This window comes from Dactylosporangium roseum (assembly GCF_025264685.1).
Lineage (GTDB): Bacteria > Actinomycetota > Actinomycetes > Mycobacteriales > Micromonosporaceae > Dactylosporangium > Dactylosporangium roseum.
The window spans coordinates 1,775,354-1,791,223 of the sequence record NZ_CP073721.1 but is presented as its reverse complement, the minus strand read 5'-3'; the positions used below and the strand labels follow the sequence as shown (position 1 = coordinate 1,791,223).

General features: G+C 72.2%; 14 protein-coding genes. 9 read left to right on the top strand and 5 right to left on the bottom strand.

Going from position 1 to position 15,870, the window contains the following annotated elements:
• Positions 1-177 precede the first annotated feature (177 nt).
• Positions 178-585, top strand: a complete 408-nt coding sequence (gene msrB / locus Drose_RS09115) for a peptide-methionine (R)-S-oxide reductase MsrB (RefSeq protein WP_260727735.1) — start codon at positions 178-180, stop codon at positions 583-585.
• 49 nt (positions 586-634) lie between these two features.
• Here the strand turns inward: msrB and Drose_RS09110 are convergent, their stop codons facing one another.
• Both Drose_RS09110 and Drose_RS09105 read right to left on the bottom strand, forming a co-directional pair.
• Complete coding sequence (locus Drose_RS09110; RefSeq protein WP_260727734.1) at positions 635-1,399, bottom strand: ABC transporter permease; 765 nt, start codon at positions 1,397-1,399, stop codon at positions 635-637.
• A complete protein-coding gene (locus Drose_RS09105; protein ID WP_260727733.1) occupies positions 1,392-2,342 on the bottom strand; it encodes an ATP-binding cassette domain-containing protein in 951 nt (316 codons plus the stop codon). Before Drose_RS09105 ends, Drose_RS09110 begins: the two co-directional genes overlap by 8 nt.
• 95 nt (positions 2,343-2,437) lie before the next feature.
• Here Drose_RS09105 and Drose_RS09100 point away from each other — a divergent pair, with 95 nt between their 5' ends.
• The 6 genes from Drose_RS09100 (at position 2,438) to Drose_RS09075 (ending at position 10,076) form a co-directional block, all read left to right on the top strand.
• On the top strand, positions 2,438-3,253 hold the full coding sequence (locus tag Drose_RS09100) for a TetR/AcrR family transcriptional regulator (RefSeq protein ID WP_260727732.1): 816 nt from the start codon (positions 2,438-2,440) through the stop codon (positions 3,251-3,253).
• 58 nt (positions 3,254-3,311) lie between these two features.
• Positions 3,312-5,675, top strand: a complete 2,364-nt coding sequence (locus Drose_RS09095; protein ID WP_260727731.1) for a hypothetical protein — start codon at positions 3,312-3,314, stop codon at positions 5,673-5,675.
• Positions 5,676-5,680: 5 nt separating this feature from the next.
• Complete coding sequence (locus Drose_RS09090; protein WP_260727730.1) at positions 5,681-6,583, top strand: methyltransferase domain-containing protein; 903 nt, start codon at positions 5,681-5,683, stop codon at positions 6,581-6,583.
• Between the two features lie 26 nt (positions 6,584-6,609).
• On the top strand, positions 6,610-8,121 hold the full coding sequence (dgt, locus tag Drose_RS09085; protein WP_260727729.1) for a dGTP triphosphohydrolase: 1,512 nt from the start codon (positions 6,610-6,612) through the stop codon (positions 8,119-8,121).
• A gap of 55 nt (positions 8,122-8,176) precedes the next feature.
• The gene (locus Drose_RS09080; RefSeq protein WP_260727728.1) at positions 8,177-9,538 is read left to right on the top strand and encodes an FAD-dependent oxidoreductase; all 1,362 of its coding nucleotides are present in this window, start codon (positions 8,177-8,179) and stop codon (positions 9,536-9,538) included.
• A 103-nt stretch (positions 9,539-9,641) separates the two neighbouring features.
• Complete coding sequence (locus tag Drose_RS09075; RefSeq protein WP_260727727.1) at positions 9,642-10,076, top strand: GNAT family N-acetyltransferase; 435 nt, start codon at positions 9,642-9,644, stop codon at positions 10,074-10,076.
• Between the two features lie 131 nt (positions 10,077-10,207).
• Here the strand turns inward: Drose_RS09075 and hemQ are convergent, their stop codons facing one another.
• Positions 10,208-10,906 (bottom strand): hydrogen peroxide-dependent heme synthase, encoded by a 699-nt coding sequence (gene hemQ, locus Drose_RS09070; RefSeq protein ID WP_260727726.1) that lies wholly within the window; start codon positions 10,904-10,906, stop codon positions 10,208-10,210.
• Positions 10,907-10,910: 4 nt separating this feature from the next.
• The gene (hemG, locus tag Drose_RS09065) at positions 10,911-12,257 is read right to left on the bottom strand and encodes a protoporphyrinogen oxidase (RefSeq protein ID WP_260727725.1); all 1,347 of its coding nucleotides are present in this window, start codon (positions 12,255-12,257) and stop codon (positions 10,911-10,913) included.
• 22 nt (positions 12,258-12,279) lie between these two features.
• Between hemG and Drose_RS09060 the strand changes: the two genes are divergently transcribed.
• Together Drose_RS09060 and Drose_RS09055 are read left to right on the top strand one after the other, a co-directional pair.
• A complete protein-coding gene (locus Drose_RS09060; protein WP_260727724.1) occupies positions 12,280-13,038 on the top strand; it encodes an SDR family NAD(P)-dependent oxidoreductase in 759 nt (252 codons plus the stop codon).
• A 747-nt stretch (positions 13,039-13,785) separates the two neighbouring features.
• Positions 13,786-14,787, top strand: a complete 1,002-nt coding sequence (locus Drose_RS09055) for a HEAT repeat domain-containing protein (RefSeq protein WP_260727723.1) — start codon at positions 13,786-13,788, stop codon at positions 14,785-14,787.
• Between the two features lie 4 nt (positions 14,788-14,791).
• Here the strand turns inward: Drose_RS09055 and hemE are convergent, their stop codons facing one another.
• Positions 14,792-15,811 carry a uroporphyrinogen decarboxylase gene (gene hemE / locus Drose_RS09050; protein ID WP_260727722.1) on the bottom strand — a complete coding sequence of 340 codons (1,020 nt, stop codon included), beginning with the start codon at positions 15,809-15,811 and terminating at the stop codon, positions 14,792-14,794.
• Positions 15,812-15,870 lie beyond the last annotated feature (59 nt).

The window sequence follows — 15,870 nt, the reverse complement described above, 5'->3', positions numbered from 1 at the left end:
AGTCCGAATCACGGCTTTCCAGCGGCTCAACGAGCCGGCGCCCGGGAACGACGCGCCGCGGACCGGCCGACTTTCCCCGCCCGGACCGGTGAACGGCGTTCGCAAGCCGTAATGGTCGCCGCCCAGGGCCGGGCCTACCGTTGAGACATGACCGGTCCGGAGCGCAGCGGAGGACGCATGACCGAGCCACTTGCCAGCCTGCCCACGACCGACGAGGAGTGGCGGGCGCGGCTGTCCCCGGACGAGTTCCGGGTGCTGCGCCGAGCCGGCACCGAGGCGCCGTGGAGCGGCGAGTACGTCGACACCAGGACCGAGGGCGTCTACCGCTGCCGGGCGTGCGGCGAGCAACTGTTCGAGAGTGGGACCAAGTTCGACTCGCACTGCGGCTGGCCGTCGTTCGACGACGCCATCCCCGGCACCGTCAAGGAGATCGAGGACCGCTCGCACGGCATGGTCCGCACCGAGATCCGCTGCGCCCGCTGCGACTCGCACCTCGGGCACGTGTTCCGCGGCGAGCGGATGACCGCCAAGAACACCCGCCACTGCGTCAACTCCCTGTCGATCCGGCTCGACCCGAAGCGGTAGGCGGCACCGAACGGCACACGGCCCCGAGGGCGACCATGTGCCGTTTCGCTCAGCCACGGGTCCGCGCGCGGAACAGCACCGCCGCCGCGACGATCGACACCAGCAGGATGCCGGCACACCACGCCGCCGCCCGCCACGGCGCGTCACCCACCGGCTGGTCGAGCAGGAGACCGCGGAGGCTTTCGGTGATGGGCGTGACCGGCTGACTGCCCGCGAAGCCCCGCAGCCAGGAGGGCATCGTGTCGATCGGCACGAAGGCGCTGCTGGCGTACGGCAGGAAGGTGATGAAGAAGGTGTAGCCGCTCGCCGCCTCCGGTGAGCGGGCCAGCATGCCGAGCGCCGCGGCGAACCACGAGACCGCGGCGATGACCAGCAGCAGGATCCCGGCGGCGGCGAGCCACTGCCACCCGTCGGCCTGCGGGCGAAACCCGAGCAGGTATGCGACGCCGAAGACCAGCACGCTCGACAGCGCGTTGCGCGCCACGCTCGCGGTCACGTGCCCGGCGAGGATGGCCGCGCCGCCGACGTCGAGCGACCGCAGGCGGTCGACGATGCCGCCGGCCAGGTCGTTGGCGACGGACACCGCGGTCATGGACGAGCCGAACGACACGCAGAGCAGCATGATGCCGGGCACGACGTAGGTGACGTATTCCGTGCCGGTCTGGATGGCACCACCGAAGAGGTAGACGAAGACCACCATCAGCATCACCGGCAGCACCAGGGCGAGGATCAGGCCGTCGACGTTGCGCCGGCCGAGCCGCAGCGAGCGGCCACCCATCGTCAGCCACTGCGCGGTAGCGGTCGAGCTAGGCACGGGCGGGCTCCTTCGTGGTGCCGGTGAGGGACAGGAAGACGTCGTCGAGCGTCGCGCTGTGCAGCGAGAAGCGGCGGACCGCCGAATGGTGCGGGTCGATCTCATCGAGCACGGCGCGGACGTGCGCGGCGCTGCCGTCGGTGGTGACGCCGACGGTGAGCCGGTCGGGGTCGCTCCGCACAACCCGGGCGCCGAGGTGCTCGACCACGGCCCGCCAGGTGGTGAGGTCGTCGAGGTCCAGGTCGAGCCGCTGGTCGCCGAAGCGGCGCTTGAGTTCGGCCGGGCTGCCCTCGGCGACCACCCGGCCGTGGTCCACCACGGCGATGCGGTCGGCCAGCAGGTCCGCCTCTTCGAGGTACTGCGTGGTGAGAAACACGGTGACTCCGGAGTCCACGAGTCCGGTGATGACCTCCCACATGGCCTGCCGGCTGGGCAGGTCGAGACCGGTCGTGGGCTCGTCCAGGAAGATCACCGCGGGCTGCGCGACCAGGCCGGCGGCGAGGTCGAGGCGGCGCCGCATGCCGCCGGAGTAGGTGCCCGCCGCCCGGTTCGCCGCGGTGGTCAGGTCGAACCGTTCGAGCAGCTCAGCCGCGCGGCGGCGGGCGCCGGCCCGGGACAGGCCGCTCAGCCGGGCCATCATCCGCAGGTTCTCGGCGCCGGTCTGGAGGTCGTCGACCGCGGCGTACTGTCCCGTGAGGCTGATGCGCGAGCGGACGAGACGACGCTGTTCCACCACGTCGTGCCCCGCGACCCGGGCGCGGCCGGCGTCGGGGCGCAGGAGCGTCGCCAGGATGCGCACCGTGGTGGTCTTGCCCGCGCCGTTGGGCCCGAGCAGCGAAAACACCGTGCCGGAGGCGACCCGCAGGTCGACACCGGCAAGGACCTTGACCTTCCCGTAGGACTTCACGAGGCCGGTGGCCTCGATCGCGAGGTCGTCTGTCATGACCCTCCCTGGCCCTTAATTGCGTACGTCATACGCGCTTCTGCGTAAGTTATACGCAGAAGTAGGATCCGAAGTCAATGACGAAAAGAGCGGACGTGCACGAAGAGACCTCGCAAGAGACAGGGCGGGACTCCGACCGGGTTGTCGATCGCCTCCCGGCGAGCCTGGCCGCGGCATGGGGACTGCGCGCCCGGCCCGGCAAGGGGCCCAAGCCGGGCCTCACCCTGGAGCGGATCGTGGCCGCGGGCGTGAAGATCGCGGAGACCGAGGGTCTCGACGCGGTCTCGATGGGACGGGTCGCGACGGAGCTCGGCGCCGCGACCATGTCGCTGTACCGCTACGTGGCCGCCAAGGGCGAGTTGCTCGACCTGATGGTCGACGCGGCGGCCGGCCAGCCGCCGGCGGCCGAGCCGGGCGAGGACTGGCGCAGCGGCCTCCACCGGTTCGCGTACGCCCACCTCGCGCTGCTGCGCCGTCACCCGTGGGTCATGCGCGTGGTGCTCAGCGGCCCGCCGTTGGCCCCCAACCAGATCGCCTGGATGGATCGCGGCCTGAGCATCCTTCGCGGCACGGGACTCCGCGAATTCGAGAAGTTGTCCACGATCATGACGCTCATGGGTCTGGTGCGGCACTGGGCGCAGATCACCGCCGACATGTCCACGGCGGCGCAGGCGGCCGGCGAGACGACGGACGAGGCGATCCTCCGCTACGGGCGGCTGCTCACGCGACTCGTCGACCCCCGGCGCTTTCCGGCCCTCGGCGACCTCATCGCCTCCGGCATCCTCGACCTGCCGGCGGGGGATCCGGACGAGGACTTCGAGTTCGGGCTCGAACGAATGACGGACGGCATCGCCGCGCTCATCCGCCGGCGCAACGAAAGCGGCGAGTGTGCCGGCGCGGGCGCAGCCTGACCCCACCGTCACACGTTGAGAAGGTACGACGGTCATTTTCGAGAAACGGGCGGATCGCGTGACAGCAACGGTGGAAGTGCCCACGCCGGAGGCCATCGCCGCGGCACCGGCCGGCCGCCGCCTGCTGGCCTGGGCGCCCCCGGCCGCCGTCGCGGTGATGATCGCCGCCGGTCTCACGTACTACGGCGTGCCGCTGCTCACCGTCGCGATCTTCGCGGCGTACCTCGCCCTCGGCGTCATCCTTCCGGGCACGCTCATCTGGCGGGGCGTCCGCGGCCGGTCGGGGTGGTTCGTGGAGGACGTGGCCGCCGGTCTCGCGGTCGGATATTCGTGTGAGGTTCTCGTCTACATCGTGTGCCGCTGGTTCGGCCTCCCGCTCCTCACCGTGGCGTGGGCCGTCGCGACCGTCGCCGCCTTCGCGGCGGTGCCGAGGCTGCGCCGGCACTGGCGCGGCAGCGACCGGCCGGAGGAGCGCACCCCGTTCTGGTGGTCGCTGATCCTCTCGGCGTCGGCCGTGATCCTCTTCTACTGGAGCTGCGTCCGGTTCTTCCGCACCCACGACCTGAGCGAGCCGGGCTCGCGCGCCCCGGACGCCGACTCACCGTTCCACCTCGCCCTGCTCGGCGAGGCGAAGCACCACATGCCGCTGATGTCACCCTGGCTGCCGGACCAGCCGGTGCTGTACCACTGGTTCGTCTACGCCGAGATGTCCGCCACCTCGTGGATCACCGGCATCGAGCCGCACACGCTGCTCATCCGGCTCTCGCCGCTGCCGATGATCATCGGCTTCCTGGTGCTCGTCGGCGTCCTCGGCAGGCGGCTCACCGGCGAATACTGGGCGGGCGCCGCCGCCGCCGTGATCACGTTCTTCGCGCTGACGCCCGCGCCGTACCAGTGGCGGCTGAACGGCTGGTTCTCCACCTTCGCCACCAATGCCTACGAGGACGGCTCGTCGCTGCGGGCCCAGCTTTGGACGAGCCCCACCCAGACCTTCGGCGCCGTCCTCTTCGCCGCCCTGGCGCTCGCGCTGGTCGAGGCGCTGGCCGAGAGCACCCGCCTGCGCTGGGCGCTCGTCGTGCTGCTGACCGCGGCGGTCACCGGCGCCAAGGCGACCTTCCTGCCGATGCTGCTCGCCGGCCTGCTGCTCGTCGTCGTGACCCGGATCCTGACCCGCCGGCGGGTTCACCGGGGCGCGCTGCTCGCCGCCGGCCTGGCCTTCGTCGCGCTGCTCTTCGCGCAGTTCGTGCTGTTCGGCGGCGCCGCGCAGGGCATGGCGATCGACCCGCTGCACTTCGCACAGATCTCCGGCGCGCCGTATTCGACCGGCTTCGCCCGGCCAGATCCCTCCCCCGCGCTCTGGCGGCTCGTCCTCGTCACGCTGATCACGCTGCTCTGCTGGGCCTTCATCTGGCCCGGGCTGCTCGGCCTCGCGCGGCTCGTCAAGGGCCGCCGGCCCGATCCGCAGATCGCCGCCGACCCGGTCATCCTCGTGCTGGGCATCGGCCTGTCCGGCGTCGGCGCGCTGATGATCTTCGGACACGAGGGCGGCGCCGAGGGCTGGTTCATGGTCTCCGGCCGCCCGTACCTCTCCCTCGCGGCGGCGGTCGGCCTCGCCCTCGTCACGCCGCCCGGCCTGCCGCGGCGCCGCACGCTGATCGCGGCCTGCGGTGCCGTGGCCACCGGGGCGCTCATCATGATCGGCGTGCGCGAACTGGGCTCGCAGCGCGCCCCCGGGATCGCGGTCACCGGCGGCTACGTGGGCACCGCCTGGCAGCTCGTCTGGCCGTACCTGCTGATCACCGTCCTGGTGGGCGTCGCGGTGTTCGTCATCCACCGCTCCCGCCGCCTCCCCGCCAAGCAGACGCTCGTCGCGGCGGTGCTCACCGGCGTCTGCCTGGTCGGCACCGTCGTCCACCTCTACCTGACCAGCCGCGAGGCCTCGACGACCGGCTTCCACGGTGTCAGGCCGGCCGACCCGTACATCACCGCGGGCAGCGAGAAGGCCGGGCGCTGGCTGCGCGACCACTCCGACCCGGACGACGTGGTCGCCACCAACGCGCACTGCCTGATCGGCAAGGACCGCCCGGAGGGCTGCGACAACCGGCACTTCTCCCTGTCCGCCTACACCGAGCGCCGGTTCCTGGTCGAGAGCTGGGGCTTCACCAACCGCACGCACGAGAGGGCGGCGGAGACGAAACGCAACGCCGTGTACGTGCCGTTCTGGGACGAACGGAAGCTGGCCGACAACGACGCGGCGTTCCACGATCCGTCGGCCGTCACGATCGGCAGGCTGCGCGACGTGTACCGGGTCCGGTGGCTGATGGTGGACGAGACCTACGAGACGCCCAACCCCGGCCTGGCCGATGTCGCGAAGTTCCGCTTCCGGGCGGGCCGGATCGCCGTCTACGAGATCGAGCGCTGAGGACGATGAACGACACTGTCACCGACACACCCCCGACCGCCCCGTCGGCCCCGTCCGCGGCGACCCGGCACGCCCGCCTCGCCGAGGTGCTGGCCTGCCCCGCCTGTCACGCGCCGCTGCACGGCACGGTCGTCTGCGCCGGCTGCGGCACCACCGGCCGGCGCGACGGCACCCGGTACAGGTTCGGCGGCTTCGAGCCGGAGGAGCTCAAGGCCGACGCGCTGAACCGGGTCAAGGAGTTCGTCAAGACCCGCTTCCACAAGGTCTACCCGACGGCCATCAAGGTCCTCTCGCCGGTCATGGACCGCCCCGGTGCGATCACCGGCTTCCTGAAGAGCTTCGACCTCGACCGCGACCTGGTCGCCGACTTCGGTTGCGGCACGCACCGCCGGGACGAGCGCGTCATCTGCATGGACGGCGGCTCCTACGGCAACGTCGACATCGTCACCGACCTGCGCAGGCTGCCGCTGGCCGACAACAGCCTCGCCGGCGGGGTGAGCATCGCGGTTCTGGAGCACGTGCCGGACCCGGCCAACCACGTCGCCGAGATGCACCGGGTGCTGCGGCCGGGCGGCCGGATGCTGGTGTTCGTGCCGTTCATGCAGCCGTTCCACGCCTCGCCCCACGATTTCCAGCGCTACACCGAGGTGGGGCTCAAGGAGCAGTTCCCGCAGTTCGAGGTGCTCGACGTCAAGGTCGGCGCCGGCCCGACCTCGGGCATGGTCTGGGTGTTCCAGGAGTGGCTGGCGATGCTGTTGTCGTTCGGCAGCACCAGGCTCTATCGCGCGATCCTGCCCCTGACCTGGATTCTCTCCCCGCTGAAGGTGCTCGACCTGGTGCTGGCGCATCATCCGATGGCATCGCAGGTCGCCAGCGGCTTTGTCGTCGAGGTGCGTAAACCCGCATAGGCGGCCGTCCGCGTAGGCTCCCGGGTATGGATCTTCGTGAGGAACGGCTTTTCGGCGGGACGGCGGTCGCACCGGGCGACCTCGCGGGCAACCCTTTCCGGGTGGACCGCGACCGGATCGTCGCGTCGCCGTTCTTCGCCCGCCTGGGCGGTGTCACGCAGGTGATCAGCCCCGGCGGCTCGGGGCTGCTGGTGCACAACCGGCTCACGCACAGCCTGAAGGTCGCGAGTGTGGCCCGGGGCATCGTGGAGCGGCTGTCGGGCGACCGTGACCTGCTCGACAAGCTGGGCGGCTGCGACCCCGACGTCGTGGAGGCGGCGGCGCTCGCCCACGATCTCGGGCACCCGCCCTTCGGTCACCTCGGCGAGCGGGTCCTGGACCGCGTCGCCCGGGAGCGCCTCGGGCTGCCCGACGGCTTCGAGGGCAACGCACAGTCGTACCGCATCGTGACCGGCACCCGGATGGACGGCAAGACGATCGGGCTCGATCTCACGGCGGCGGTGCGGGCGGCCCTGCTGAAGTACCCGTGGACGCGGCGCACGTATCCCGACCCGCACCCGCGGCACCTCACCCCGACGCCCCGCGGCGCCGGCGGCGACCCGATGGACGGCTCGGCGAAGTTCGGCGCCTATGTGACGGAGCTGGCCGACCTGCGGCAGGCCCGGGCGCCGTTCGCCGGGCGGCTGGCCGACTGGCAGCAGACGGCCGAGGCGTCGGTCATGGACACCGCCGACGACATCACCTACGCGATCCACGACCTCGAGGACTTCCACCGGGTCGGCGTGCTCCAGCAGGGGCCGGTGTCGACCGAGCTCAAAGCCTGGCGGCGCGACGCGGCCACGCTGCGCGGGATGAGCGTCGAAGCGCTGCGGGCGACCAGCCGCCGGCCCGGTCACTCGGTCGAGTTGCTGCGGCGCGACCTGCGCCGCAAGGACGACTGGATCTGCGGGGACGACGCGTTCGAGGCCGCCGTCGAGCATGTCCGGCAGGAGCTGGTCGACGGCCTGCTCGCCGTGCCGTTCGACGGCTCGATCGACGCGGAGGAGACCATCGCCGGGTTCTCCGCCAGGTGGACCCGCCACCTGATCGACGCGATCCATGTGCGGCCGGATCCGCCGGTACGGTCCGGGCACGTGCTCCTCGGCGCCGCGCAGTGGCATGAGGTACAGGTGCTGAAGTTCATCCACCACCGCTTCGTCCTGGAGCGGCCGGATCTGGCACTGCACCAGCGCGGGCAGGCGCGCCTGCTGGTGGCACTCGTCGACGCCCTGCACGCCTGGCTGGTCGACCCGGACGAGGAGGCCCGGCTCCCCCGCCGGCTGCACGACCTCGTCGAGCTGGCGCAGTCCGAGGTGGCGGAGCTGACCGGCGAGGACTACGGCCTCGCGCCCGGCACGCGGCTCGACACCGCGGCGTTGGCCCGCGGCCGGGCGATCGTCGACTTCGTCGCGGCGCTCACCGACGGGCAGGCGGTGGGACTGCTCGAGGCGCTCTCGGGGCGGTCCCGGCAGTTGTGGACCGACGCCTTCGTCCTGTGATCCGTATCGTGACACCGGCGCGCCGATCCCGGCACGATTGCGGAGAATGGCCGTTGTGACCGAGCGACTGGTAGTGATCGGCGGGGACGCCGCGGGCATGAGCGCCGCCTCCCAGGCCCGCAAGCGGCGCTCCCCCGACGACCTGAACATCGTCGCGTTCGAGCGGGGCCGGCACGTGTCGTACTCCGCCTGCGGCATCCCGTACCTCGTGGCGGGAGACGTCGAGGACGCCGACGACCTCGTCGCCCGGCGGCCGGAGGAGTTCCGCGAGCGGCAGCACATCGACCTGCGGCTGGACAGCGAGGTCGTGGCGATCGACACCGACCGGCGCGAGGTGACCGTCCGGGACGCCATCCGCGAATACCATGAACCGTTCGACCAGCTCGTCATCGCCACCGGCGGGGAGCCGATCCGCCCCGACGTGCCGGGTGGCGCGGCCGTCGGCATTTACGGCGTGCAGACGCTCGACGACGGCGTCCGCATCCTGGAGCACCTCGACCGGCACACGCCGCGCCGGGCCGTGGTCGTCGGAGGCGGGTACATCGGGCTGGAGATGGCCGAGGCGATGATCCGGCACGGCCTCGACGTGACCCTGGTAGACGCGGCCGAGCAGCCGATGCGCACGCTGGACCCCGACATGGGCGCCCTCGTCGCAGCGGCCCTGGAGCGGGAAGGCGTGCGGCTGCGGCTCGGCGAGCGGCTACAGGGCTTCGGCAGCACCGCGGGGCGCGTGAGCGCGGTGCACACGTCCGCCGGCGAGATCCCCGCCGACGTCGTCATCCTCGGCCTCGGCACCCGGCCGAACAGCCACCTGGCCGAGGCGGCGGGCATCACGGTCGGCGAGACCGGCGGCATCCGCGTGGACCGGCGCCTGCGCGCCTCGGCCGACGGGGTCTGGGCCGCCGGTGACTGCGTGGAGAACCTGCACCTGGTGTCGCAGCGGCCGGTGGCCGTCGCGCTCGGTACGCACGCCAACAAGCAGGGGCGCGCGGTCGGCATCAACATCGGCGGCGGCTACGCCACGTTTCCCGGCGTCGTGGGCACCGCGGTGTCGAAGCTCTGCGCCGACGAGGTGGCCCGCACCGGCCTGAGCACCGCCGAGGCGGAGGCCGCGGGCTTCCGGACGTTCAGCGTGGTGACGGAGTCGACGACCCGGGCCGGTTACTTCCCGGGCGCGAAGAAGATCACGACGAAGATCATCGCGGAGTGTACGACCGGACGCTTCCTCGGCGCCCAGATCGTCGGCCAGGAGGGCGCCGCCAAGCGGATCGACGCCCTCGCGGTCGCGCTGTGGCACGGCATGACGGTCGAGGAGATGACCTCGCTCGACCTGTCCTACGCCCCGCCGTTCGCGCCGGTGTGGGACCCGATCCTCATCGCCGCCCGTAAGGCCGCCGAGCACCTCTCATTGCGTTGATCTTGCAGTTGTGGTGCCATGAAACTCGCAGAATGTCCGGGTTTGTCAGGCACCACAACTGCAAGATCAACGCAATGGGCGAGCGGGTCCATAGGATGGCTGCGTGCTGGCGACCTTCGCGAACCTGGACGCCCCGACCCTCTACCGGCTGCTGAAACTGCGCTGCGACGTGTTCGTGGTGGAGCAGCAATGCGCCTACCCCGAACTGGACGGCAGGGACACCGAGCCCGGCACCGCCCACCTCTGGCTCGACGACGAGCACGGCGCCCTGTCGGCCTACCTGCGGGTGCTCACCGAGCCCGACGGCTCGGCCCGCATCGGTCGCGTGGTGACCGCCAAGTCCGCCCGGGGCCAGGGCCTGGCGGGCCGGCTGCTGCGGGCCGCGCTGGACCACATCGGCCCCGGCCGTGTCACGGTCCTCGACGCCCAGACCGACGCGATCCGCATCTACGAGCGCGCCGGCTTCCGACCCGCCGGCCCGACCTTCGTAGAGGACGGCATCGAGCACGTCCCAATGCGCCGCCCAGCCTCTCCATGACCACGGAGGCCACCCCGGGCGCGCAACGCAAACAATCGCGCTGATCATGCAGTTGTGGTGCCTGACAAACCCGGACATCCTGGGAGTGTCGAGGCACCACAACTGCATGATCAACGCATGGGAAGGGGCGGCTACGGGAGGTTGGCCACCAGGTCGGCGATCTCGCGGCGGCGGCCCGTGTAGAACGGGACCTCCTCGCGCACGTGCCGGCGGGCACTCGCCGCGCGCAGCTCGCGCATCAGGTCGACGATCCGGTGCAGCTCGTCCGCCTCGAACGCCAGCATCCACTCGTAGTCGCCCAGCGCGAAGCTGGCCACCGTGTTGGCGCGCACGTCGGGGTAGCCGCGCGCCATCTGACCGTGCTCGGCGAGCATCGCGCGGCGCTCGTCGTCGGGCAGCAGATACCACTCGTACGACCGCACGAACGGGTAGACGCAGACCCACTCCCTGACGCGCTCGTCGGCCAGGAACGCCGGGATGTGGCTCTTGTTGAACTCCGCCGGGCGGTGCAGGGCCATCTGCGACCAGACCGGCGCGAGCTGCCGGCCGAGGGCGGTGCGGCGCAGCGCGGAATACGCCTCCTGGAGCGCCTCCGCGCTCGGCGCGTGCCACCACACCATGATGTCGGCGTCGGCGCGCAGGCCGGCCACGTCATAGGTCCCGCGCACCACGACGCCCTTCGCGGCCAGGTCGGTGAAGAACGCGGCGACCTCCGCCGCCGTCTCGTCGCGCTTCGCCGGGTCGAGCGGGCCGGCGGCGCGGAAGACGGACCACATCGTGTAGCGAATGGCGTCGTTGATCTCGCGGATGCGTGCGGCGTTGCTGGTCATGCGACTATTCTCCCAATCCCTCGAGCACCGAGCCGGCGGCGGCCCACCCGGACTTGACGCAGGCGGGGATGCCCACGCCGTCATAGGCGGCACCGGCGACCACGATGGCCGGATGCGTGCGCAGAGCCGCGCGGAGGTCCTCCACGCGTTCACGGTGATGAGGTCGGTACTGCGGGAGCGCCCCGCCCCAGCGGTAGACCCCGCTGTCGACGTGGTCCGGCAGCGCGTCGATGCCGAGCAGCACGGCGAGCTCGTGGCGGACCAGCTCGACCAGGTTGGCGTCGGTGCGCCGCAACACCTCCTCGTCGCCGTGCCGGCCGACGGAGGCGCGCAGCACGGTGACGCCGGGGCGCCGCAGGTGCGCCCACTTCCGGTCGAAGAACGTGACGGCCTTGACCGCGTGCCCCTCGGTGGCCGGCACCAGGAAGCCCGACAGGTCCGGCAGCTTGGTCGCGGGCAGGGCCAGCGCGACGAGCGCGACGCTCGCGTAGTCCAGCGGCACCCCCGCGATGCCGTCCACTGTGGACAACAGGCGCGCGGCGGGGGCCGCCGGCACCGCCAGCACCACCCCGTCGGCGTCCAGCGTGCTCGCGTCGCGGTTCGAGCCGACGGTGAGCCGCCAGCCGGCGCCGTGCCGGCGCAGCGCGCGGACCGGCAGGCCCAGGCGCACGTCGGGCAGGGTGGCGGCGACGGCCTCGACGAGCCGGCTCATGCCGCCCTCGATCGTGCCGAACACCGGACCGCCGGGCGTGCCCGACCGGGCCGCCACGGCGGCCTGGAGGGCCTCGGTCAGGGTGTGCGACCGCTCGGCGGCAGCGGCCAGGGCGGGCAGCGCCATCCGCAGCGACAGTGCGTCGGCACGTCCGGCGTAGACCCCGCCGAGCAGCGGCTCCACGTAATGGTCGACGACCGCGTCACCGCGGCGCGGCCGGACCAGCTCACCGACGGTGACGTCGCCGCCGGGCGGCAGCAGCGGCGCGGCGGACGGCACGTCCGGCACCCCCTCCTCGCCCCGCAGCGGAATGCCCATGAGCGTGCCGGACGGCAGGTCGCGCAGGCCGCCGTCGAGCGACACGGCCGCGCGCGCCGCCGTGGGGTGGACCACGGCGCCGGCGAGCCCGACCGCGTCGGCCAACCGGAGCGCGGCGCTGGCGCCGCCGGCAGGGTCGGCGACGAGAAACGACTCCGCGCCCCGCTCGACCGGGCCGCCCGCGAGCGAGCCGGTGCGCAGCTTGCCGCCCGGACGCTCGCCCTGCTCCACGACGACCACGTCGACGCCGGCACCGGCGAGCCGGTGCGCCGCGGCCAATCCGGCAATGCCTCCACCGACGACCACGACGCGCTTTGTCATACCCCGAGTCTATTGTCGCGGCATGACGGAAGAGCGAGTGGCGGTCATCACCGGGGCGGCGCAGGGCATCGGGCGGCGGACGGCGGAGGTGCTGGCCGAGGAGGGTTACCGGCTCGCCGTGTTCGACCGGCGACCGGTGTCCGGCTTCGACGGCCTGTCGTTCGTCGGCGACGTGTCCGACGAGGCCGACGTGGCGCAGTTCGTCGCCGCGGTCGAGACGCGCTTCGGCCGGACCGACGTGCTGGTCAACAACGCCGGCATCGCCTCCATCGCCCCGGCCGAGGACACCGGCGTCACCCAGTGGCGCCGGGTGCTCGACGTCAACCTGACCGGCCCGTTCCTGCTCTGTCAGGCGTTCGGCCGGCGCATGCTCGTGCGCGGCACCGGTTCGATCGTCAACATCGCCTCGGTGGCGGGTCTGCTGGGCGTGGCCGACCGGGTGGCGTATAACGCCAGCAAGCACGGCCTGATCGGCCTCACGCGCACGCTGGCGGTCGAGTGGGGCGGCCGCGGCGTCCGGGTCAACGCGGTGTGTCCCGGCTGGGTCAAGACCGAGATGGACGACGAGTCACAGGGTGCGGGGGCCTATGGCGACCACGACATCACCGACCACGTCCCGATGGCCCGCTTCGCCCAGCCGGACGACATCGCCCAGGCCGTCGCGTTCCTGGCCGACCCGTCGCGCAGCGCCTTCGTCAACGGCGCAGCCCTGTCCGTCGACGGCGGCTGGGCGGCCGACGGCTCGTGGCAGTCACTGCGCCTGGAGAGCCGGGCCCGCTGACCGACCGCGGGGTGTCAGGTGACACCCCGCGAGCGCCCGGACGCCGGACGACCAGGACGGACACCGCCCTCGGTGCCGGCATCACGGCACGTCCGGGCGCCATGAACGCCGACCTCCTGAGCCAGCGCGGCGCATCCGACTTCCCTCGACTCGTCCTCCATGACTCAAGGCCGCGAGTTCAGCCGGGCGGTCGTCCGCCCACCCGGCATTGCGCTACGGACGGTGACGCACAGTAGTACGGCAGTTCCCGCTGCGCCTGGAGGCGATCACCGGCACGGTTGCGCTACCGGACGGTGACGCACAGTCGTGCGGGTGGCGTCTGTCGCTCGTGATCCCCGCCGAACCCGGGCCGGCGCGTTCCGGACCGCTCGACTTCACAGATCATGGGAAGGATGTGGCTGCCCCGACAGCCACATCATTCCCATGATCATGCAAGGCCGCGAAGTTAAGCCCAACGGCCTCTTGTCAACCCGGACCAGGCTGACAATTCGGTCGCTGGCCTCGGAGGCGTCGCCACTGACGGCGCCGGCTGGCACGCCTCGGCGGCGACACCTCGCACGCGCGACGGGCACGCTGCGCGACAGCTTGAGTGCCGAGCGCGACCTACTTGTGGCCGATCCGCCAGATGGCCGATCACCCGATGTGCGTCGATATGTCGACGGGTCGGGTGATCGTCACCTGGGTGTTGTCCACCTGTGGGGCGAACCCCTCTGGAAGATCTCGCCGAACGCGCGCACACTCTCTCGGATGAGCGACCTCGCGTCCTCCGTACCCTCGCCGGACGACCCCGCGGACCCGCGCGGCCGTTCCACCGACGCGTCCGGGCACGACCCGCTCGCCGAGGTGATCGCCGACCTGGCGGACCTCGCCGGGGTGGCCGGACTTGTCGAGCAGGCCGCCCCGCTCGACGATTCGGAGCCGACCGCGCACACCATCGCCGCCCTGCTCGGCGCTCCGACAACCTCGTCGGCGGAGCTGGCCGACGCCGTCGCGTGGTGCTATGACGACGCCGCGTTACCGCTGTTGCTGCCGTTGGTCCGCCACGACGACCCCAGGGTGCGCCGGGCCGTGGCGCAGGCGCTGCCCAGCGTGCTCGGCGAGGCGCCGCCCGACGAGACCGTGCGGGCCCTGCTCACCCTGAGCGCCGACGAGGACGACGACGTGCGCGACTGGGCCTGCTTCGCGCTGGGCACGCAGCTATCCGAAGTGGACACCCCGATGGTCCGCGACGCGCTGGCCGCCCGGCTCGACGACCCGCACGACGACACCCGCTGCGAGGCGCTGCTCGGCCTGGCCCGGCGGCGCGACGAGCGGGCGCTGCCGGTCCTGCGCGAGCGGCTGTCCCGCGACAACGTCTTCTCGCTGGAGATCGACGCGGCCGGCGCGCTCGGCCACTCGTCGCTGCACACGCCGATCCGTGGCCACCTCGCCGGCTGGGACGACGACGTGGTGGCCCGGGTCTGCGCGGCGCTGCGCCTCACCGACCCCGACGGCGTCGGGGACGACCTGCTCGACGGGCTCGCCGAGTGGTTCCGGACCGGCGCGCCGCACGCCACCGACGAGGACCGGTACTGGTGGACGGTGACCCTCCAGGTGCTGGAACACGCCGAGTACCGGGCGCCCGAGATCGCCGAACAGGTGCACGACCGCCTCACCGGCAGCGAGCCGTCGACCACGCTGATGCTCGCCTCGCGCCTGGCCCAGTTGGCCGGCGACCACGGCTGGCCGCGCTGGAGCCCGTCCCGCTGAACCTTCAGCGCGCGTGGTGGACCAGCTCCACCAGGCGGGTCAGCACCCCCGGGTCCGTCTCCGGGAGGACGCCGTGACCCAGGTTGAAGATGTGGCCGGGTGCCTTGGCGCCCTCGGCGAGCACGCGCGTGGCCTCCCGCTCGACGACCTCCCACGGTGCGAGCAGCACGCACGGGTCGAGGTTGCCCTGGACCGCCTTGCCGGGGACCCGGCTGGCGGCGACGTCGAGCGGCGTGCGCCAGTCGACACCCACCACGTCGGTGCCCGCCTCGCCCATGGCGGTGAGCAGCTCCGCGGTACCGACGCCGAAGTGAATCCGGGGCAGGCCCTCCGGCAGGTTGCCCAGCACCGCCGCCGAATGGGGCAGCACGTACTTGCGGTAGTCGGCCTCCGACAGCGCGCCCGCCCACGAGTCGAACAGTTGTACCACGTCGACGCCGGCCTCCGCCTGGACGCGGAGGAACGTCAGGGTGATCTCGGCGAGGCGGGCGCACAGCGCGTTCCAGACCTCGGGCGCGCCGTACATGAGCGCCTTGGTCTTCACGTGGTGCTTGGACGGCCCGCCCTCGACGAGGTAGCTCGCCAGGGTGAACGGCGCACCGGCGAACCCGATCAGCGCCGTCGTGCCGAGCTCCCGCCGCAACTGGCGGACCGCCTCGGCGACGAAGCCGACGGCCTCGGGCTCGAGCGGGCGGATCGCCTCGACGTCGGCCATGGTCGACACCGGGTGGGCGACGACCGGACCGGTGCCGGCGACGATGTCCAGGTCGATCCCGGCCGCCCGCAGCGGCACCACGATGTCGCTGAACAGGATCGCCGCGTCGACCTTGTGCCGGCGCACCGGCTGAAGGGTGATCTCGGTGACCAGGTCCGGCCGCCGGCAGGACTCCAGCATGCCGATCCCGGCACGCACCGCGCGATACTCGGGCAGTGAGCGGCCCGCCTGACGCATGAACCAGACCGGTGTGTGCGGCACAGCCTCGCCGCGGATCGCGCGCAACAGGACCTTCGTCGTGTCATCCATAGCGCAACCATCGTCGCACTCAGTACACGGCGGCGGCGCGGCGGCACCCTCTACGCGAC